Genomic DNA, 19,044 nt, shown 5'->3' with positions numbered 1-19,044 from the left:
TGTTCAATCATTGAGCGCATCATAAACCAGCAGCTGGTTCTTTGAAATGACTGCCTCCCCGGGTTTCAGGCCGACGCTGATGTAGGCGCGGTCGGCCAGGGAACGGTAGACTTCTATTGGGCGCGTTTCGATTTTGGTGCGGCTGTGATATACCATTACCCAGTTTTTGCTTCTGTCGAAAATGATGGCTTGTGAAGGAATTGCCTGCATTTGATTGCCTTCTTCAAAGTTTAGACTAACGGTTGCGTGCATTTCAGGTTTGAGTTTGAAACCGACATTTTGCAGCTGTATCCTGATTTTCATCGCCTTGGTATCGGGGTCGAGCACATTATAGATCTTGTCCACTTTTCCTTTAAACACTTCATCGGAAAAGCTGATGGTGCGCACTTCGGCGGGCATGCCCATTTTAATTCTTGGAATATCACTTTCGTTTACATTGGCCATTACCCCCACATCGGCAATTTGCCCGACCGTGAAAAGGCTTTCGGAATTGTCCGACCGAAGCTGCATGCCCCGGTTGACATTTTTATCAATAATAAAACCATTAATAGGCGATTTGACGACATAATTAGTGGATTTTCCCAAACCATAAATTGAGAAAATTTCTTTCACACGGCTCAGTTCGGCTTGTGCTTTATCGACCATTTGTCGTGCCGTGATCACGTCGCGTTCGGGTACCAGCTTGCTTTCAAAGAGGTCTTCGGTCGAGGACAGATTTTTCTGGGCGATCAGTAAATCGGATTGCGCCTGGATCATCTGGCGCTCAAAATCGGCCACTTCGCCCGAACGGATTACCGCCAGTTTCTGCCCTTTACGAACGTTATCCCCCAATTCCACATTCACTTCCTCCACATTGCCGCCGACCAGCGGGAATACCTTAATAACCTGATTTTCATCGGGTACTACCTTCCCAACCAGGGTCAGTTCATTTCTCACCGCCTCATTTCTGACCGTGTCAATTCTAATACGGCTCATCATCGTATCGGAAAGCATGAACACTTTTGATTCTTCGTTATCCTCTTTCTTTTGCTCGCAGGATGTCAGCCAAATGGCGATCGAGGCCAGCATGACAACATATATGGGATTTTTCATTTTGAAATTTTTATGGCAAAGCCGTGTTTTAAGAATTGATTCTATTGAATGAATTAGTTAAAAAGCTCTTCGCCGACGACGAAATTGAGTTCTTCGTATACCTTGATGCGGTCGGCTTGCAGCCGGTTATATTCCTTAATGCTTTCATTGTAGGTCTCGATAAAATCGATGAATTCGAGGAGGGTTATGTTTCTTTTCTGAAAATTCTCGTACATCCCGTCGCTGAGCAACTGGAACTGGTTGGTAAATTGATTCTCAACACTTTGGTAAGTCTTATCAGCAATACCTACCTTTTGCACGGCAGCGTCTACTTCATTGCTGACGCTGTTTTGTTTGGCCGATTCTGCCGTTTTGTAGTAGCTAATGTTACTTTTTGCCGCGCTGATATTTCCCTGATTTCTGTTGAAAATCGGCAGCGCGATTGAGGCATTTAATCCAAAATAATTATTGACATAATTGCTGGCCTGGTCATAAACCGCACCCACCTGAATGTCGGGCACAGCCAATGCTTTTTGAAGGGTTAGGTTCAATTCCGCTTGTTTAGAAGCTGATTGAGCCACTTTAAGATCGGCCCGGCTCTCTAAGGCTTTTTGCTTCAGATCGGCAGGTGTGTACTTTGCAAGTTGATAGCGCTGAATATCCGTGCTATCGACGATCGATTTTACAGGCCTTTCTGTGTTTAACAGCGTACGCAAGTCGCGCTGATTTTCCTGCAATTCAAACAGGATATCCGCCCGCTCGTTGGTCAGCTCAAATAGCAGTGCTTTTAGTCTTACCACCTCCTTCAGCGAGATATTTTTCCGGTCGTACTCTTTTTGAAAAGCACTAACTGTTGTGTTCAATGTATTGATTTGATTGTCGTACAATCGAACAGTTTGCCCGAGATAATAGGATTCGAAGAAGATCTGGCGCAATTCAAATTTCAATGTCCTGATCAGGTCGAAAAACTGGTATTCGCTTTTGCGGGTGGATTCTACATCCAAGGCCTCCTGCTTGTTACGCTTGCCAGCGCGCGTGATCATTTGCTGGATATTGAATGCTTTTTGTCCGTTCCGGCCTACATCCAATGCACCTCTGGAGGGATTATAGGCACTGATTTCGACGCCAAAAGTGGGGTTATTCCAAAGCTTGTCCTGAATCTCAATGGATTTGGCAATATCGATCTGGTATTTTTCAGCGAGGACTTCGAGGTTGTTCCGAAGAAAAAGGCTATCGGCCTGGCGTGTGGTAACCCTGAGCGTATCCTGAGCGTGTAATGCGGTTGAAAAACAAATCAAAAGCCCAAAAATGTAAGTTCGCATAATTTCTGTGATAGAATGCTGCGAACTTCGGGTACCAGTATTACAGGAGCCTTAAAATAGTCTTAGAAAAAAATTAGAAAATCGGAAAGTGCTCCTAAACATGGTTTAGTTGCACTTGGAACTCACTTCCCTTGCCAATTTCGCTGGCTACGGAAATTTCGCCATGGTGCAATTCCACGATGCGCTGGCAAATGGAGAGGCCTATCCCGAAGCCGGGAAGCTGGGAAGTATTGGAAGATCTGAAAAATGGATTGAAAATATGGGGGATATCTTCTTGGCTGATCCCGATTCCCAGGTCCTTCACTTTCACTATGCACGATTTATTATTGGAAGAAATCATGATATGTGCCTGGTGGTCAGGAGAATACTTACATGCATTGTCCAGCAAATTGGAAAATACCCTTTTCAGCAATTCCTCATTGCCTTTAATCACCGTTTCATTTGCATTTTCGGGAATGCTTTCATAGTCAATAACCACGCTATAATCCGGATGGGCGGATAAGAGCTCTTCTTTGGCCAAAAATACCAGGTCTTCTACATGGATCGGCAGCATTTTCATGGTACCTATGTTTTCGTAGGAGCGCGCCAGGAAAAGCAGGTTATTGGTAATGCTGATCAATCGCTCCGTATCCGAAAAGAGGTTGGTAAAGACTTCTTCCAGGTCAGGGTTGTTTTTGGTAAAGCGCTGGCCCAGTTGAATTTCGGATTTTAATGCGGCCAAAGGCGTTCGCAATTCATGAGAAGCGTGGGATACGAAGCTTTTCTGTTGTTCAAATGCTTTATTGAGACGATAGAGCACGGTGTTAAAATTGATGGCAAGCTGTGCAATTTCGTCTTTGCGGTTGCCTTCATCGAGTTTCTGGGATAAATTTTGGGCTGTAATAAGTGAAACCTGCTCATTGATCCGGCTGATCGGTCGCAACGCATTGCCTGCAAAATAGATTCCTAACACAATTGTGACGCCAATTCCGGCCAATAATCCCCATAAGAGCGTGCTTCTCAGGTTATCCAGCTTGCTATGGCCAAAGGTATCATATGCGGAAGCCAGCACCACCAATGGTTCATCTCCTTCTTGATAAAGCAGACCAATTACCTCATTCTCACCCTGATGGAATTCCATGAACTCCAACTGTTTTACTTCGTTCAGCAATTCCTTTTCATAGGTCAACAATTTATCGTCTACACTGGAATAGATCAACTCATTGCTTGAATCAAATATTAAAACCTTTTCATCCAGCATTTCGGAAAGGGTATTTTGATCGATGGTTTTAAGAAGGTCTTTATCAATGCCCTTTACCTTCACCAACAGGCGGCATGTGGTCTGCGCGCGGCTTTTCAAGCGATCGTAAAATTCTTCCTGACGATAATGTTCGGAAACGCTGTAAATCGCAACGGAAAATAGCAGAAGAACTGCTGCTACCAACAGTGTGAATTGCAATGCGATTCGATTCTTGATCTTCATTCGGGCGCGCTATTCTTCTTTCATAATATAACCCATTCCCGGACGGGTATGGATCAGCTTGGTCGGGAAATCTTTATCTACTTTTTTTCGTAAGTAATTGATATACACCTCGACAACATTCGTACCCGGATCAAAATTTAGGTGCCATACATGTTCTGCCAGGTCCATTTTGGAAACCACCCGGCCGCGGTGGAGCAGGAAATATTCGAGCAATGCAAATTCCTTCGCAGTAAGGTCAATCATGTTCCCCGCCCGCTTGACCTGCTTGGTACCAAGGTTCATTTCCAGATCTGCGATGCGGAGGATCTTGTCGGTAACTTCCGGATTATTCACTTCCGAAACCCGCAATTGGGCATTGATACGGGCAAGTAATTCGCGGAAATCAAAAGGTTTTACGATATAATCGTCTGCGCCGCGGCTAAGTCCTTCAATTTTATCTTCGATCTCGCCATAAGCAGTGAGCATGATAATCGGCAGCGTCGGTTTGTAGATCCTGATCTGCTGGCAAACGTCGTATCCCTTCATTCCGGGCAAGTTTACGTCCAGCAGTACCAGGTCAAATTTTTTGTCCAGCGCCAGTTGCTTTCCAGTAATGCCGTCGTAAGCAATTTCACTTTCAAAATTCTCGGTGGCTAATCCACGAAAAATGTTTTGCGCGATCCTACGATCATCTTCAACAATCAGGATTTTTTTCACTATCAGATTTTAAAATCGGATGTTTTACAGTATCAAAAACAAAATTACTGGCTTGAGCAATGGGTGGTAAATTGAATTTTCCTTCATATGCTAAAAAGTCATTTCTAAATCAGGAGAGATTTTCGGGAAGGATTTCTGGAGGCAAGTCCGCGGGAGCCTGGAAAACAATCCCGTGTTCAAGAGAATGCATGATGGCTTTGTTGCTATGTGCGAAATAGCAGGTATCAATGCCGGATTCCTGAATGATTTTCATCAAGGCGGTGGTCATCGGCTGACTCCGAGTACGGGTTTGTCGGATATAAACGGCGCGAATATTGGAATGGAAAGTCCTGCACACTTCTTCATAAATCTCCGGATCTTTTTGCGAATCATCGCCTAACAGGATAAACTGTAATTCGGGATAAAAATTGATGATATTATGGATCTTACGAAGCTTATGCAAATGAGATCCGCCGCCCGTCATCACAAAATCATCCAGTCCGGATTTGATCTTTTTCAATTTTAAAACCGCCTTTGGCAGGCCATTTAACTCCGCAAAGCGAACGATCATATCATACAAATTCCACTCGCTGCTAGACACATAAAAAAAGATGTTACTCTCTTTTTGCGGATGGGTGCGGCTTGCGAAGGATAACAGCTTATAATGGTTTACAACGTCATCAAAGGGCTTTCGGGCTTGGACATTCTTGGATAGCAGGACAAAAAGTTTCTTAAAAGACCGCCTGCTATGTGAGACCAGAAAAGTATCATCAATGTCGGAGATCAGCCCGTAAGAGGTTTTATAAGGGAGAAAAAATTCCTCAGTACTGCTTGTCTGGTATTTTCTGCCCTCAATTTCGTCATCGATGGTCACTTCGTAGGTATGCCAGCCACTTGGCATGCTTTCTGCAAAAGATACCTGAAAACGAAAATATCCGTCCTCCTCCGCAGTTGTTTCTGCAACCAGATTGCCAACCCGCAAGGTGACTTTCAGAAAAGGAATGGTTTTGACTGAAAAAAGTTCGATGATTGTCCTGGCATAGCGGAATCCGCTTCGGGTATATTTTCGATCACCGGAAGGATATTTCTTGACAATGTGCCCGAAAACAACAAGTTCCTTTTTATTTGCGTAACCACGGTACAGTTTTAAGGCACAACGTTTCATAACTATCTTTATCTCCCCACTTGAAGTTCCTAATTTAGACAATATGTTTTCAGAACGAAAAATTTTGCTGGTAGTAAATCCCATATCCGGTGATGTGGATAAAGATGTGATTTTTGAAAGGATCATTGAAAAAACGCAATCAGAAGGCTACGACCTGCGTATTTACCCTACTACTGGTGAAAAAGACCTGGAAACGATCCGGGAAATGGTTGAACATATTCATCCTGAAAGAATTTTGGTGGCCGGTGGCGATGGTACCATTTCGCTGGTTGCCCAGGCAGTTTATGGGATTGATGTGATCATGGGTATTATCCCGGCCGGGTCTGCAAACGGGCTTTCAGTTGATTTCGGACTTTCCGGATCCGTGGACCAGGCGATGGAAGTAGCGTTTGGAAATAATACAGTGCTTATCGATGCTGTGTCCATTAATGGAGATATTAGTTTGCATCTCAGTGATGTAGGTCTTAACGCGCTTTTAGTTAAAAATTATGAAAACAGCGAAACGCGTGGGAAACTGGGTTATGCGCGGGAAATGCTGAAAACTTTGAGTGAACATGAAAATTTCCAGGTGAGGATTACGGCTGGGGATCAGGTGATTGAGACTGATGCATTGATCGTTATCATTGCCAATGCGCAGAAATATGGGACGGGCGTAACAATCAATCCGGCAGGTGATATGTCTGATGGTATGTTTGAACTGGTGATTGCTAAAAAGCTCGATTTTATAGAAACGGCGAAAATACTGGCTGGTAACACGGATTTCAACCCGGAGATCATGCAGGTAATTTCCGTTGAAAAAGCTGATATTGAGTGCATTGATAAGGAAGTACATTTCCAGATCGACGGAGAATATAAAGGAACGGTAAAGCACGTGGAAGCACATATTTTGAAAGGGTACATTAAGGTAGCGGTTCCTTAATGGCCGACGTCCGAAGTAATAAGTATTCCCCACCCTCCAAATCCTTTTATTCCAAATCACTTCCCAATTCAAATGAAGACTTCTTTCCTCTTTTTGCTTGGCATTTTATTGATAACCTCTGAAGCCGTAGCCCAAACCGCTGAACTCTGCCAAGGTGCTTACTTTACGGAGGAGGAGGGCAAAGCCTTTCTTGAAAAGCATAAAGTAGCTTCAAAATTAGAATGGGAAACCCGTGCAGTAGCGATCAGAAAGCAGATCCGCGAAGGGATGGATCTCCAAACGCTGCCACCCAAGCCACCATCAAAACCAATTGTCCACAGTAGAAAGGAAATGGACGGTTATTCCATTGAGAATGTAGCTTTTGAAAGTATGCCGGGTATTTATGTTACGGGAAATTTATACAAACCTTTGAAAAAACAGACCGCATATGCGGGGATACTGTGTCCGCACGGACATGGCGAAAATCCGCATGGCAGGTTTCGGGATCAAACTCAGAAACGTTGTGCTTCTTTGGCCAGAATGGGCGCAATTGTATTCGTATGGGATATGGTAGGCCAGGGTGATTCGAAGCAATGTGAGCATAAAATGGCGAAGGCTTTGAAGTTGCAGACCATTAATAGTATCCGCTCGCTGGATTATCTTTTATCCATTGAAGGCGTGGATCCTGAGAGAATTGCGGTTACGGGCGAATCGGGTGGGGGAACCCAGACATTTTTGCTGGCTGCTTTGGACGACCGGGTGAAGGTATCTGTTCCCGTTGTAATGGTATCTGCTTATTTCTTTGGTGGCTGCGTTTGCGAAAGCGGCCTCCCAATTCACAAAAACGGTGATTTCCAAACCAATAATGTAGAAATCGCCGCACTGGCAGCACCTCGCCCCATGATCCTGATTTCCGACGGTGGCGACTGGACCAAGAATACGCCTTTGGTAGAATTTCCATTCATTGAAAACATATACAAGTTATACGGAAAAAAGAGCCAATTAGAAGGCGTTCATTTTGCGGATGAAAAGCATGATTTTGGTCCTTCCAAACGAAAGGCGATGTACCGTTTTATGGCCAAACATCTTGGATTGGATTTAAAAGCAATTACCGATTCACATGGGGATATCAATGAAGATCCTGCAAAAGTTGTTGAACAAAGCGATTTGGAAGTGTTCAATACCGATCACCCGCGCCCAGCAAATGCATTAATGGGAGACGATGCGGTCATGGGTGTTTTATAATCATTACCTATGATCATCGTCATTGTTCTCCTCGCGATCCTTTTTATCGTTCTCAGCTCAACGGTTTTCAAATTACACCCATTGGTTGGCTTGCTTCTGGCAGCTATCGGGGTGGGCGTTTTTGCTGGCTTACCGATTGATAAATTGGCCGAGACCATTGGAAAGGGTTTTGGGGAATTAATGGCAAAAATTGGCCTGATGGTCATTTTGGGATGCGTCATCGGTGCCATTCTCGACAAATCCGGAGCTGCGATTAAGGTTGCAGATGTGATCCTGAAATTATTTGGTGAAAAAAGGCCTGCATTTGCTATGTCAGTTATTGGCGGCATTGTCGGCATACCGGTGTTTTGCGATTCAGGATTTATCATTTTGCATAAGCTTAATCAGATCGTGGCGAAAAGAACCGGTAAGCCACTCGGTACCATTGCATTATCACTTTCAGGCGGACTTTTCGCTACGCACACACTGGTTCCGCCTACCCCCGGGCCATTGTCAGCTGCGGGAAACCTGGGAATCGCCGACTCGGTAGGTCTAGTCATTTTAATAGGTCTGATTGTATCAATCCCAAGTTTGTTCTTGTCGACCTGGTTTGCAGGAAAGTATGCTAAAAACGTTGAAATTGTTCCTACGTCCGCAGTCGAAGAGCCGGTTATCATTCAGGAAAAGCGCCTGCCGCCTGCCTGGAAGGCTTTTATGCCCATTTTGTTACCTATTATCCTGATCACATTAGCTTCTTTCGCCAAGATCTTGGAGTTTCCTGAATTCTGGACAAAATGGCTGGGGTTTCTGGGCAGCCCGCTGGTGTCCTTTCTCCTGGCTATCTTTTTTAGCTATTCACTATTTCCTGAACATGCCGCAGAAAAAATGATGGCCTGTTTCAAAAGCGGCATTGAACATTGCGGAACGACGCTGGTTTTAGTCGGGGCTGGTGGGGCTTTCGGAGCGATTCTTAAAGAAACCCCGTTGAAAGAAATGGTTAGTGAATGGTTATTGTACAATGAAATGTCGGGCGGTTATCTGCTGCTCATTGCCTTCGTGATTGCATTATTTTTCAAAACTGCCCAGGGATCAACAACGTCAGCTATGGTGCTCACTACAAGCATTTTGGCGCCTCTTCTTACATCACTAGGTTTTGTCACGCCTATTCAAATCACATTGGTTGTTATGGCTGTTGGCAGTGGCGCTATGGTTGTTTCTCACACCAATGATGCCTGGTTTTGGGTAGTATCCCAATTCACAGGAATCTCCGCCAGGGATACTCACCGCACACATACGATATTAACGGGACTGCAGGGGATTGTAAGTTTTGTAGCGACAATGGTGCTCTGGTTTTTGCTGGGGTAGCATGCCGTTGTTGGTTGTCACCAACAAACGTCCCAAAAACATTGTCACCCTAAGCGAAGCGGCCGCGGCTTCGCTTAGGGTGACAAAAGGGGATGTGCCAAATTAATAATGGCACTAATATTACTCTTAAACCCCCAACTCAGCCAGAACTTCTGAAACTTTCGTAGCGGCTTCTTTGAATTCAATTGCAGAATATACTTTCAAGCCTGACTCGTTGATGATACGGGCACCTTCTTCAGCGTTTGTACCTTGCAAACGAACGATGATTGGAACCGGGATTTCGCCGATAGCTTTGTAAGCTTCCACAACACCAGCCGCAACACGGTCGCAACGTACGATACCTCCGAAAATATTGATCAGGATCGCTTTTACATTAGGATCTTTCAGGATAATACGGAAACCGGCTTCAACAGTGCGTGCATTGGCACCACCCCCAACATCGAGGAAGTTAGCAGGCTCACCACCCGACAATTTGATAATATCCATCGTAGCCATCGCAAGACCCGCTCCATTCACCATGCAACCCACGTTTCCGTCCAATTTTACATAGTTCAGGTTGTTAGCGCCTGCTTCTACTTCCAAAGGATCTTCCTCATTGGTATCACGCATTTCAGCAAGCTCAGGATGACGGAACAATGCGTTATCGTCCAAATCTACTTTTGCGTCAACTGCAAGTATCTTATTATCAGATGTTTTCAAAACAGGGTTGATTTCAAACATCGCTGCATCACTTTCAATATAAGCTTTGTAAAGAGCGCCTATGAATTTCACCATTTCTTTAAAAGCATCACCTTCGAGCCCTAAGGCAAAAGCCACTTTACGTGCCTGGAATGGTTGCAACCCCACTTTTGGGTCAATCCATTCTTTCATGATTTTTTCAGGGGTATGCTCTGCAACTTCTTCAATGTCCATCCCACCTTCGGTGCTGGCCATGATAACGTTGCAATTTTTACCACGATCCAAAAGAATTGACAAGTAATATTCTTTTGGCTCACTTGGCCCTGGATAATATACGTCTTCGGCGATAAGTACTTTGTTGACCCGTTTTCCGTCAGGACCAGTTTGGTGTGTTACCAATACTTTTCCCAGAATGTTTTTTGAAATGGTCCTTACGTCTTCAACGGATTTGGCAAGTGCGACGCCACGTTGTTCAGTGCCTACGATCCTGCCTTTTCCGCGACCACCTGCATGAATTTGAGATTTAACAACATACCATTTGGTGCCTGTTTGCTGGCTTAGCTCCCGCGCAACTTCCACCGCTTTATCGGGCGTGTCAGCGACAAGGCCTTCCTGAATACGGACACCGTATTTTTTAAGAACGCTTTTGCCTTGATATTCGTGAATATTCATGAGAATAAAAGTAAATGGGTATTTTTACGGCAAATTAAGGAATTAATCAAAACGGGCGTAGGAATCAAGCCAATTATCTTTTCAGGTATGCAATTACTTCAGGCACGCGGAATCAGGCGTACATATGGTTCATTACAGGTTTTGAAGGGCATCGATCTGGAAGTAAAAAAGGGTGAAATTGTCGCGATTGTTGGGCCTTCCGGGGCAGGTAAAAGTACGTTTCTTCATATCCTCGGAACACTGGACAGGCCGGAGGAAGGGCAGGTATTTATTGAAGACGTGAATGTCTTTACGCAAAAGGACAAAGATCTCGCCAGATTTAGAAACGAGAAGATCGGATTTATCTTCCAGTTTCATAACCTGCTGGCAGAATTCACAGCATTGGAAAATGTTTGCATGCCTGGTTACATTAACGGAAATGCGGGTGAAAAGGAACTACAAAAGCGAGGTGAAGAATTACTTGAATTACTAGGCCTTTCCGGAAGGAGAGACCACCTGCCTTCGCAACTTTCAGGCGGGGAGCAGCAACGCGTTGCCGTGGCCAGGGCACTATTAAACAAGCCGGCCATCGTCCTGGCGGACGAACCAAGCGGTAACCTCGATTCCCACAATGCATTGGACCTGCACAAATTGTTTTTCAGGCTGCGGGACGAATTCGGACAGACATTCGTGATTGTGACACATAATGAGGAACTGGCAGAAATGGCAGACAGGCGACTTGTCATGCAGGATGGGTTGATGGTTTAAAAAGAAAACGAGGAACTATATACAAGAAAAGCCGTCGGAACTAATCCCGACGGCTTTTCTTGTATATAAAACGGATTAATTACATCATGCCGCCCATTCCGCCACCGTGGCTATGACCACCGCCGGCAGGAGCTTCTTCTGGCTCGTCAGCGATCACACATTCCGTTGTTAACAACAAGCCTGCGATAGATGCTGCGTTTTCAAGAGCAAGACGGGATACTTTCTTAGGGTCAATGATACCAGCTTCCAAAAGGTCTGTATAAACATTATCCTTAGCGTTGTAACCGTATGAACCTGTTCCTTCTTTGATTTTCTGAAGAACAACAGATGGTTCCTGACCTGAGTTGGAAACGATCGTTCTCAAAGGTGATTCCAGCGCAACACGGATAATGTTGATACCTGTGGTCTCATCTTCATTGTTTCCCTGCATGCCTTCAAGAGCAGCAGCAGCACGGATGTAGGCAACGCCACCACCAGCTACGATTCCTTCTTCAACAGCAGCACGGGTTGCATGCAATGCATCGTCAACGCGGTCTTTTTTCTCTTTCATTTCAACCTCAGTTGCGGCTCCGATATAAAGGATAGCCACACCACCCGACAATTTAGCCAGACGTTCCTGAAGTTTTTCGCGATCGTAGTCAGAAGTTGTATTCTCGATCTGCGCTTTGATTTGGTTTACACGGCCTTGAATATCTTCAGAGTTACCTGCACCATTTACCAAAGTAGTATTGTCTTTGTCAATTATCGCTTTTTCGCAGGTACCAAGGTATTCCAAAGTTGCGTTTTCCAATTTGAAACCGCGTTCTTCGCTGATAACGGTACCACCAGTGATGATAGCGATGTCTTCAAGCATTGCTTTGCGACGGTCACCGAAACCAGGAGCTTTAACAGCAGCTACTTTCAATGCACCACGGATTTTGTTTACTACCAATGTAGCAAGCGCTTCACCGTCAACATCTTCCGAAAGAATAAGCAAAGGACGACCAGTTTGAGCGACTGCTTCCAGAACAGGAAGAAGTTCTTTCATGGAAGAAACTTTTTTCTCCGAGATCAGGATATATGGACGCTCCAATTCAGCCTCCATTTTCTCAGTGTTTGTAACGAAATATGGAGAAAGGTATCCGCGATCAAACTGCATACCTTCAACAGTCTTAACTTCTGTTTCAGTACCACGCGCTTCTTCAACAGTGATAACACCTTCTTTACCCACTTTTTCCATCGCCTCAGCAATCATCTGACCGATTTCTTCGTCATGGTTAGCAGAAATTGTTGCTACCTGAGCGATCTCTTTCGAAGTGGAGATATTTTTTTTCTGACTTTCAAGGTTTTTAACAATAACAGAAACTGCTTTGTCAATACCACGTTTCAGATCCATTGGATTAGCACCAGCTGCTACGTTCTTCACACCGATTGAATAAATCGCTTGTGCCAAAACAGTTGCAGTGGTAGTACCATCACCAGCGGAATCAGCCGTTTTTGAAGCCACTTCCTTCACCAACTGAGCACCCATATTTTCGATAGGGTCTTTCAAGTCGATTTCTTTAGCAACAGTAACACCATCCTTAGTGATGCTTGGAGAACCGAATTTTTTGTCGATTACTACGTTACGACCGCGAGGTCCTAATGTAACTTTAACGGCGTCAGCCAGGGTGTCCACACCACGCTTAATCTTGTCGCGTGCTTCTGTGTCAAAAAATATTTTCTTAGACATAACAATTAATAATTTGGAAAAACTTTTAGAGAAACTAGATGAAATAAAATGTCAGACGATTAACCAATGATGGCGTATATATCTGATTCGCGCATAATCAGGATATCTTTTCCTTCGTATGCTAATTCAGTACCTGAGTATTTACCATATAAAACGGTATCACCTACTTTTACTGTGAGAGGCTCATCTTTTTTACCTGGGCCAACGGCAACTACAGTTCCGCGTTGTGGCTTTTCTTTGGCTGTATCAGGGATAATGATACCAAATGCAGTTTTTTCTTCGGCTGGGGCTGGTTCTACAAGAACACGATCAGCCAGAGGTTGTACGTTCACTTGTATTTCTGCTAAAGTTGACATAAATATTAAACGTTTGTTTTTTGATTGTCAGTAATTAATTTGACTAACAACCGGTAAGCACAATCTATGCCAGCCTTACCGCCTCTGACATTTTTTCCGGCGAATGTGACAAATTTGTACCTAACCCGGTCGTTATATGAATATACGGCTATTAGTATGACAGGAAATTCAAAACATTGTTTCCATGTTTTAAAATGCTTAAATTTTATCGGCACCAAATTATAGTCCTATGACAAACCTCCAAAACAATTGGTTAACAGAAGGAATTTTTGATTTTGAGCATAAAAAATATGTGTTAATGGCTTATTTGCAACACATTAATCACGAATTCACGAGCAACCGTCTTCATCCCTACCTACCCGAATTGCAGTTTCATTTTGAATCATGCTCCGAAATAAGGTCTAGCAAGAGCAGGATCAAAACTTCGTTACCCAAAAACCTGTCAGGCATTAATACGAATACCTGGAAATTGGAATATGAGGAAGTACATCAGGACGATCCATATATGGAAGACCTGAATTACATTCTTGACTTCTCGATTCCGAGATTTTCGAAGTCGATTGCAGATGGAACGGAGCGGTTTGATGAAGTGGAAGGAAATGTAAGGATTTCTCCTGTTGGCATTGTTCCGCTGCGACTTCAGGAAGGTTATCTGCTATTTTTGCATACATTTCAGCCGCTCGTGAGCGTATTTCAGTACCAACTGGCGCTATATGATCAAATGAAGGAGCGTTATTTGAAAACCTGGTTTTTGGAAACGGTGAGAATAGGAATTGGTAATTCAGTATCCCAGATAAAAGTAGATTTAACCCGGAAAAATGGTTCGCTACCTAATCCTGCTACCTACATTGTGGAGTCCAACCATGACTACCCGCTTCATGAAACATTGCTTCCGGTTGCGAAAAAGTTAATGCTGAAAGAGATAAATATTACATAAATGGCCCATGACTAATCAATAAAAATGGGTTCACGAAATCATCGTGAACCCATTTTTATTGAGGAAAAATCCTGAATTATTTTGTAGTATCAGCCGGAGCTGCGGGAGTCGTTGCGCCAGGAGCCGCAGACTGTGATCCGGCAGGAGCAGTAGCTCCGGGTGCCGCACCTCCGGGTGCGGGAGCAATTTTTCCGCCAGGGACAACAGCGTTCTGAGCCCTATCGACATTAATACTATTGATACCGCCGCTTTCATTGCTTCCGCCTACAATAATGTAGGAAGCTAAGGAGATCAGGATTATTGCACCTGCCAGCCCCCAGGTAATTTGCTCAAGCAAATCAGTTGTCTTTTTTACGCCAAACATTTGGGTTGTGCCTGCACCGCTGAATTCACTTGAGAGCCCGCCACCTTTTGAGTTTTGAACCAACACAACCAGAATTAGCAACACTGCTACAATCGCCACAAGAATAATCAAACCCAAATACATGACTTATACTATTTTAATAATGATTGAATGATTGAATGAGTGAATGAGTGAATGAGTGAATGTTAGCTTGATAAAAGCATTAACTCATTCATTGTAATGATTCAGCTCACTTAATTTTTTCGCAAAGTAATTCCTTTTTTCTGGTTTTTTCAAGATCAATTTCTGATAGACGTCGATTGCTTTATCAATTTTACCCTGGCGGATCAGTATTTTTGCGAAGGCTTCTGTTTCAACATTTCCGGCGCCTGATTCAGCAACTCTGCCGCTAAGATCGATCGCGATGGGTTCAAGATTATTCTCCTGACGAGCCATTCGAGGGTTTTTCTTCATAAAACCCTCAATAATCTGTTGCTGTCTTTTTTGCTCTTCGGATTTCTGTAATTGCAAAGGAGTTATCTGCTGTTCCACCAGGCTGATCAATATATCCTCCCCGTTTTGCGGAACTGCTTTTTCCTGTGCTTCTAAAATTTCCTCAATATTGACAGAGGCATCGTAACGTTCGGTGTTATTTTCTACCAATTGCTGCAATGCAACGCGGCTCAATGCATATGCTGCCGCCTTTGGGCGGGTTTCATCCAGCTTTTCGGTGCCTGCATAGGCTTTGGCCAACAATGAATAGGAAATCTGGCAGTAAGGAAATGCTTTAATAGTGCCTTCTAAACTCGCAATTATATCGGCGCTAATTTCACGAGGATGTTTCACCAACTGACTGAACACTTCTTTTTCAATGATTGCCATGAGCTGGATTCAATGCGTTAGATAGGGAGATGAAATTAGCTAAAAAAGGATTGTCCTACCAGTCGGCAGCCGATTTGTTGAAAATTTGCTGAACAAGATTTTCACGGATAGTAGGCAGGAGCCGTGCTTCATTCTGGTTAAGAGTTTGATCCTGAGGAAAATCGGCGTAGTAGGTAAAAGATTGGTCAAAATTTTTGGTTTCGTCTTTGCCATTGGTATAACGAACCTGGACTGTCACATTCAACCGGTTAAGTCCCGCCTGGTCATTCGCAGTTGGAGCCGCGGCCAGGACGTCATATCCTACAATGGATCCTTCAAGAACCAGATCTCCGCCACCCGGCTGGCTGATCAGACTCGTATTTCGTTGAAAATATTCTTTGAGTTCCTCGGTTAATCGCTGAGGCAAATCAGAAGGCCCGCCAGCTGTACCCATTGTAAAGTTAAGCACGCTGAAAGTCTTGATATCGGGCGATAGATTGGTTCCTGTGAAAGAGTACACCCCACAACTGGAAATGAAAACGGAGCAATGCAAAAGCAGGAACATCAAAATCCACCCTTTACCATTGCCATTAAGAGAGATACCATTCAATTTATTATTCTTCAATATCATACTGCTTGATTTTCCTGTATAACGTCCGCTCAGATATGCCCAATGCGTTTGCTGCATACTTTCTCTTATTATTATTCTTACGCAATGCTTTGATAATCATCTCTTTTTCTTTGTCTTCCAGAGAAAGCGACTCCTCTTCGGCGGTCACATGGACAACGTCTTCAATTTCACCACGTTCATCGGAATAACGGTCCAGATCCACTGTCCGTGAAGGGGGCGGGGCGAGCAGCCTGGAAGGTTCCTTAGTTGCCGTATTGATGACAGGTTCGGTATTATTAACGGAATTGAACAGCTCCTGATGGTCTTTTAACATGTCGCCGCCATATTTTTCATTTTCTAAAACGGTTCTAACCAGCTTTTTAAGCTCAGTCATATCGCGCCGCATATCGAACAAAACCTTATATAGCAGCTCCCTTTCCGAAAAAGAGGTACTTGCGTCGTCTGAACGGAGCGGGATCAGCGCCTTCCGGGTCGACGGCTGGACGGGGTTGAGATAGTTATTGAGCGTTTCACCACTGATCGGCAATTCTTTGTCTGTTTCAAGAATCGTTATTTGCTCAGCAATATTTTTGAGTTGCCTGATGTTGCCCGGAAATGCATATTGCAATAGTAAGTCTCTTGCATCACCGTCCAGCCGGACAGGTTTTGTCCGGTATCTTTCGGAAAAATCATTGGTAAACTTTCTAAACAGAAGCAAAATATCTTCACCACGGTCCCGCAAAGGGGGGACATAAATGGGAACGGTATTGAGCCTGTAATAGAGGTCTTCCCTGAACTTTCCGTTATTCACCGCATCCAACAAATTAACATTGGTTGCAGCCACGACGCGGACATTGGTTTTTAAAACTTTGGAAGAACCTACTCTGATATATTCACCGTTTTCCAATACACGCAGCAACCTGGCCTGCGTTCCCAGCGGCATTTCACCTACCTCATCCAGAAAAATAGTCCCGGAATTGGTGGTTTCAAAATAACCTTTTCTCGCATCCAATGCGCCGGTAAATGCGCCTTTTTCATGTCCGAAAAGCTCGGAATCAATGGTTCCTTCCGGTATTGCGCCGCAGTTGATGGCAATAAAAGGTCCGTGCTTTCTTGAACTCAAGCTATGGATTATTTTTGAAAAAGATTCTTTACCACTGCCGCTTTCTCCGGTTATCAGCACCGTCAGATCGGTTGCTGCCACTTGAACGCCCACATTGATAGCGTGATTCAAGCCTGGTGAAGTACCAATGATTCCGAAACGATTTTTTATTGCCTGTATTTCTGATGGATTCATTCAAATTGGGATTAGCTATTAGCTGTTGGCTATTAGCTTTAATGAGTGAGTGAGTGAATGACTGAATGACTGAATGACTGAATGACTGTAAATTTATTCACTCATTTAAAATTCACTCATTTACTTTATTTTAACTAAACAGCCTCAACCTCGACCAGCGCTTTTCCTTTAAGTGTGGCGGCGGTGCACTCGGTGATCAGTACATTGACATAATCACCTTTTTTGAAATTTTCTCTCGGGAAAACTACTTTTTTGTTTTGATCTATTCTGCCTGTAAAATCATTCTCAGAACGCTTGGAAGTCCCTTCCACCAATACTTTTTGAACAGTACCAATCAGCCTTTGATTCCGTTCAAGAGAAATCCTTTGCTGCACTTCAATGATCTCGGCAAGCCTCCTCTGCTTTACTTCCGCTGAAATATCATCCTTAAATTTTTTAGCTGCCAATGTCCCGGGACGTTCGGAATAGGAAAACATATAACCAAAATCAAACCTCACATATTCGAGTAATGAAATAGAATCCTGATGTTCTTCTTCGGTTTCAGTGCAAAATCCAGAAATCATATCGTGAGAGATGCCGCAGTCTTCCCCTAAAATATTTCGAATGCTGTTAATTCTCTCCAGGTACCATTCGCGGTTGTAAGTCCGGTTCATCAAATCCAAGACCCTACTATTGCCACTTTGCGCAGGCAGGTGAATGTATTTGCAAATGTTGTCGTACTTTTTAATGGTATAAAGGACTTCGTCGGTAATGTCTTTGGGATGCGATGTGCTGAACCTGACACGAAGTTCTGGACTTATTTTGGCTACCATTTCAAGCAGCTGAGCGAATTTAACCTGGTTCTGCCATTTGTAGCTATCCACATTCTGGCCAAGTAATGTTACTTCACGATAACCGTTACGGAACAAATTATCGGCTTCCTTAACAATGGAAAAAGGATCCCTGCTCCGCTCCCGGCCACGTGTAAATGGTACAACACAAAAGCTGCACATGTTATCACAACCCCGCATGATCGAAACCAATGCAGTCACGCCGTTTGAGTTGAGGCGTATCGGCGAAATGTCGGCATAAGTCTCTTCTCTGGACAGGAAAACATTCACTCCTTTCTGACCGGTTTCGGCTTCGAGGACCAGGTGCGGTAGGTCACGGTAGGAATCCGGGCCTGCTACAATGTCAACCATTTGCTCTTCTTCAAGCAATTGCGCTTTCAGCCTTTCTGCCATGCATCCGAGGATGCCAATTAATGCGCCCGCTTTTTTCTTTTTTACAAAATTCAAATGGACCAGCCGGTTCCGCACTTTTTGCTCGGCATTTTCGCGGATTGCACAGGTATTCAGGAATATAAGATCTGCATCATTTACGTCGGACGTGGTTGCATATCCGGCTTCGCGCATCACAGATGCCACGATCTCGCTGTCTGCAAAATTCATTTGACAGCCGTAACTCTCAATAAAAAGCCGCTTTTTATGGGTAACAGGCTCATTTTCTGAAACGCGCACCGTTTCACAAGCCTCCTTATCTGCTTCTGTTAATATTTTTAATGAATTTGAAATTCTATGCTCCATTTGGAAGGAAATCTTAAACGTCTGAGTAACTTAAGAAAGCCGCAAGGTGGTGGAAATGCCCGCTTCTGTTTCAAGTCGAAGACTG

Annotated in this window: 18 protein-coding genes; 5 read left to right on the top strand and 13 right to left on the bottom strand. The window is 44.0% G+C overall.

Annotated elements, in window-relative coordinates; genetic code table 11:
• Positions 1 to 3: 3 nt before the first annotated feature.
• The 5 genes from FHS68_RS12160 to FHS68_RS12140 all read right to left on the bottom strand — a co-directional run bounded on the left by FHS68_RS12160 (position 4) and on the right by FHS68_RS12140 (position 5,695).
• The gene (locus FHS68_RS12160; RefSeq protein WP_167270329.1) at positions 4 to 1,092 is read right to left on the bottom strand and encodes an efflux RND transporter periplasmic adaptor subunit; all 1,089 of its coding nucleotides are present in this window, start codon (positions 1,090 to 1,092) and stop codon (positions 4 to 6) included.
• 53 nt (positions 1,093 to 1,145) lie between these two features.
• The gene (locus FHS68_RS12155) at positions 1,146 to 2,393 is read right to left on the bottom strand and encodes a TolC family protein (RefSeq protein ID WP_167270327.1); all 1,248 of its coding nucleotides are present in this window, start codon (positions 2,391 to 2,393) and stop codon (positions 1,146 to 1,148) included.
• A 94-nt stretch (positions 2,394 to 2,487) separates the two neighbouring features.
• Positions 2,488 to 3,855: a sensor histidine kinase gene (locus FHS68_RS12150; protein ID WP_167270325.1), complete on the bottom strand. Its 1,368-nt coding sequence runs from the start codon at positions 3,853 to 3,855 to the stop codon at positions 2,488 to 2,490.
• Between the two features lie 9 nt (positions 3,856 to 3,864).
• Complete coding sequence (locus FHS68_RS12145; RefSeq protein ID WP_167270323.1) at positions 3,865 to 4,551, bottom strand: response regulator transcription factor; 687 nt, start codon at positions 4,549 to 4,551, stop codon at positions 3,865 to 3,867.
• A gap of 109 nt (positions 4,552 to 4,660) precedes the next feature.
• Complete coding sequence (locus FHS68_RS12140) at positions 4,661 to 5,695, bottom strand: App1 family protein phosphatidate phosphatase (protein WP_167270321.1); 1,035 nt, start codon at positions 5,693 to 5,695, stop codon at positions 4,661 to 4,663.
• 43 nt (positions 5,696 to 5,738) lie between these two features.
• Between FHS68_RS12140 and FHS68_RS12135 the strand changes: the two genes are divergently transcribed.
• From FHS68_RS12135 to FHS68_RS12125, 3 genes are all read left to right on the top strand, one after another.
• Positions 5,739 to 6,614: a diacylglycerol/lipid kinase family protein gene (locus tag FHS68_RS12135; RefSeq protein ID WP_167270319.1), complete on the top strand. Its 876-nt coding sequence runs from the start codon at positions 5,739 to 5,741 to the stop codon at positions 6,612 to 6,614.
• A gap of 72 nt (positions 6,615 to 6,686) precedes the next feature.
• A complete protein-coding gene (locus FHS68_RS12130) occupies positions 6,687 to 7,838 on the top strand; it encodes an alpha/beta hydrolase family protein (protein WP_167270310.1) in 1,152 nt (383 codons plus the stop codon).
• A 9-nt stretch (positions 7,839 to 7,847) separates the two neighbouring features.
• Entirely contained in the window at positions 7,848 to 9,182 is a 1,335-nt protein-coding gene (locus FHS68_RS12125) for a GntP family permease (protein ID WP_167270308.1), read from the top strand.
• A 126-nt stretch (positions 9,183 to 9,308) separates the two neighbouring features.
• On the opposite strand, the gene sucC is transcribed toward FHS68_RS12125, so the two are convergent.
• Positions 9,309 to 10,532, bottom strand: a complete 1,224-nt coding sequence (gene sucC, locus FHS68_RS12120) for an ADP-forming succinate--CoA ligase subunit beta (RefSeq protein ID WP_167270306.1) — start codon at positions 10,530 to 10,532, stop codon at positions 9,309 to 9,311.
• A gap of 87 nt (positions 10,533 to 10,619) precedes the next feature.
• Here sucC and FHS68_RS12115 point away from each other — a divergent pair, with 87 nt between their 5' ends.
• Positions 10,620 to 11,279: an ABC transporter ATP-binding protein gene (locus FHS68_RS12115; RefSeq protein ID WP_167270304.1), complete on the top strand. Its 660-nt coding sequence runs from the start codon at positions 10,620 to 10,622 to the stop codon at positions 11,277 to 11,279.
• A 79-nt stretch (positions 11,280 to 11,358) separates the two neighbouring features.
• Here FHS68_RS12115 and groL read toward each other — a convergent pair whose 3' ends face one another.
• Both groL and FHS68_RS12105 read right to left on the bottom strand, forming a co-directional pair.
• Positions 11,359 to 12,990 carry a chaperonin GroEL gene (groL, locus tag FHS68_RS12110; RefSeq protein ID WP_167270302.1) on the bottom strand — a complete coding sequence of 544 codons (1,632 nt, stop codon included), beginning with the start codon at positions 12,988 to 12,990 and terminating at the stop codon, positions 11,359 to 11,361.
• 59 nt (positions 12,991 to 13,049) lie between these two features.
• Positions 13,050 to 13,346 carry a co-chaperone GroES gene (locus tag FHS68_RS12105; protein WP_031526862.1) on the bottom strand — a complete coding sequence of 99 codons (297 nt, stop codon included), beginning with the start codon at positions 13,344 to 13,346 and terminating at the stop codon, positions 13,050 to 13,052.
• Between the two features lie 229 nt (positions 13,347 to 13,575).
• On the opposite strand from FHS68_RS12105, the gene FHS68_RS12100 reads away from it, so the two are divergent.
• Positions 13,576 to 14,283: a hypothetical protein gene (locus FHS68_RS12100; RefSeq protein WP_167270300.1), complete on the top strand. Its 708-nt coding sequence runs from the start codon at positions 13,576 to 13,578 to the stop codon at positions 14,281 to 14,283.
• A gap of 76 nt (positions 14,284 to 14,359) precedes the next feature.
• Here FHS68_RS12100 and secG read toward each other — a convergent pair whose 3' ends face one another.
• The 5 genes from secG to miaB form a co-directional block, all read right to left on the bottom strand.
• Positions 14,360 to 14,770 carry a preprotein translocase subunit SecG gene (secG, locus tag FHS68_RS12095; RefSeq protein ID WP_167270299.1) on the bottom strand — a complete coding sequence of 137 codons (411 nt, stop codon included), beginning with the start codon at positions 14,768 to 14,770 and terminating at the stop codon, positions 14,360 to 14,362.
• An 84-nt stretch (positions 14,771 to 14,854) separates the two neighbouring features.
• Positions 14,855 to 15,508: a DUF8458 domain-containing protein gene (locus tag FHS68_RS12090; protein WP_167270297.1), complete on the bottom strand. Its 654-nt coding sequence runs from the start codon at positions 15,506 to 15,508 to the stop codon at positions 14,855 to 14,857.
• Between the two features lie 55 nt (positions 15,509 to 15,563).
• On the bottom strand, positions 15,564 to 16,118 hold the full coding sequence (locus tag FHS68_RS12085) for an LptE family protein (protein ID WP_229211865.1): 555 nt from the start codon (positions 16,116 to 16,118) through the stop codon (positions 15,564 to 15,566).
• Entirely contained in the window at positions 16,102 to 17,394 is a 1,293-nt protein-coding gene (locus FHS68_RS12080; RefSeq protein ID WP_167270296.1) for a sigma-54 interaction domain-containing protein, read from the bottom strand. The genes FHS68_RS12085 and FHS68_RS12080 overlap by 17 nt, the downstream gene beginning before the upstream one ends.
• 134 nt (positions 17,395 to 17,528) lie before the next feature.
• Complete coding sequence (miaB, locus tag FHS68_RS12075; protein WP_167270294.1) at positions 17,529 to 18,959, bottom strand: tRNA (N6-isopentenyl adenosine(37)-C2)-methylthiotransferase MiaB; 1,431 nt, start codon at positions 18,957 to 18,959, stop codon at positions 17,529 to 17,531.
• Positions 18,960 to 19,044: the final 85 nt, after the last annotated feature.

Origin of the sequence: Dyadobacter arcticus (genome assembly GCF_011762185.1) — a bacterium.
Lineage (GTDB): Bacteria > Bacteroidota > Bacteroidia > Cytophagales > Spirosomataceae > Dyadobacter > Dyadobacter arcticus.
Note: the sequence above shows the minus strand (reverse complement) of the source record. Positions and strands in the feature narration are given on the sequence as shown.

Coding starts and splice junctions, on each gene's coding strand:
- sucC (WP_167270306.1), bottom strand. CDS start 10,532: ATGAATATTCACGAATATCAAGGCAAAAGCGTTCTTAAAAAATACGGT.
- miaB (WP_167270294.1), bottom strand. CDS start 18,959: ATGGAGCATAGAATTTCAAATTCATTAAAAATATTAACAGAAGCAGAT.
- secG (WP_167270299.1), bottom strand. CDS start 14,770: ATGTATTTGGGTTTGATTATTCTTGTGGCGATTGTAGCAGTGTTGCTA.
- FHS68_RS12100 (WP_167270300.1), top strand. CDS start 13,576: ATGACAAACCTCCAAAACAATTGGTTAACAGAAGGAATTTTTGATTTT.
- FHS68_RS12085 (WP_229211865.1), bottom strand. CDS start 16,118: ATGATATTGAAGAATAATAAATTGAATGGTATCTCTCTTAATGGCAAT.
- FHS68_RS12135 (WP_167270319.1), top strand. CDS start 5,739: ATGTTTTCAGAACGAAAAATTTTGCTGGTAGTAAATCCCATATCCGGT.
- FHS68_RS12140 (WP_167270321.1), bottom strand. CDS start 5,695: ATGAAACGTTGTGCCTTAAAACTGTACCGTGGTTACGCAAATAAAAAG.
- FHS68_RS12160 (WP_167270329.1), bottom strand. CDS start 1,092: ATGAAAAATCCCATATATGTTGTCATGCTGGCCTCGATCGCCATTTGG.
- FHS68_RS12130 (WP_167270310.1), top strand. CDS start 6,687: ATGAAGACTTCTTTCCTCTTTTTGCTTGGCATTTTATTGATAACCTCT.
- FHS68_RS12155 (WP_167270327.1), bottom strand. CDS start 2,393: ATGCGAACTTACATTTTTGGGCTTTTGATTTGTTTTTCAACCGCATTA.
- FHS68_RS12105 (WP_031526862.1), bottom strand. CDS start 13,346: ATGTCAACTTTAGCAGAAATACAAGTGAACGTACAACCTCTGGCTGAT.
- FHS68_RS12150 (WP_167270325.1), bottom strand. CDS start 3,855: ATGAAGATCAAGAATCGAATCGCATTGCAATTCACACTGTTGGTAGCA.
- groL (WP_167270302.1), bottom strand. CDS start 12,990: ATGTCTAAGAAAATATTTTTTGACACAGAAGCACGCGACAAGATTAAG.
- FHS68_RS12125 (WP_167270308.1), top strand. CDS start 7,848: ATGATCATCGTCATTGTTCTCCTCGCGATCCTTTTTATCGTTCTCAGC.
- FHS68_RS12080 (WP_167270296.1), bottom strand. CDS start 17,394: ATGAATCCATCAGAAATACAGGCAATAAAAAATCGTTTCGGAATCATT.
- FHS68_RS12090 (WP_167270297.1), bottom strand. CDS start 15,508: ATGGCAATCATTGAAAAAGAAGTGTTCAGTCAGTTGGTGAAACATCCT.
- FHS68_RS12115 (WP_167270304.1), top strand. CDS start 10,620: ATGCAATTACTTCAGGCACGCGGAATCAGGCGTACATATGGTTCATTA.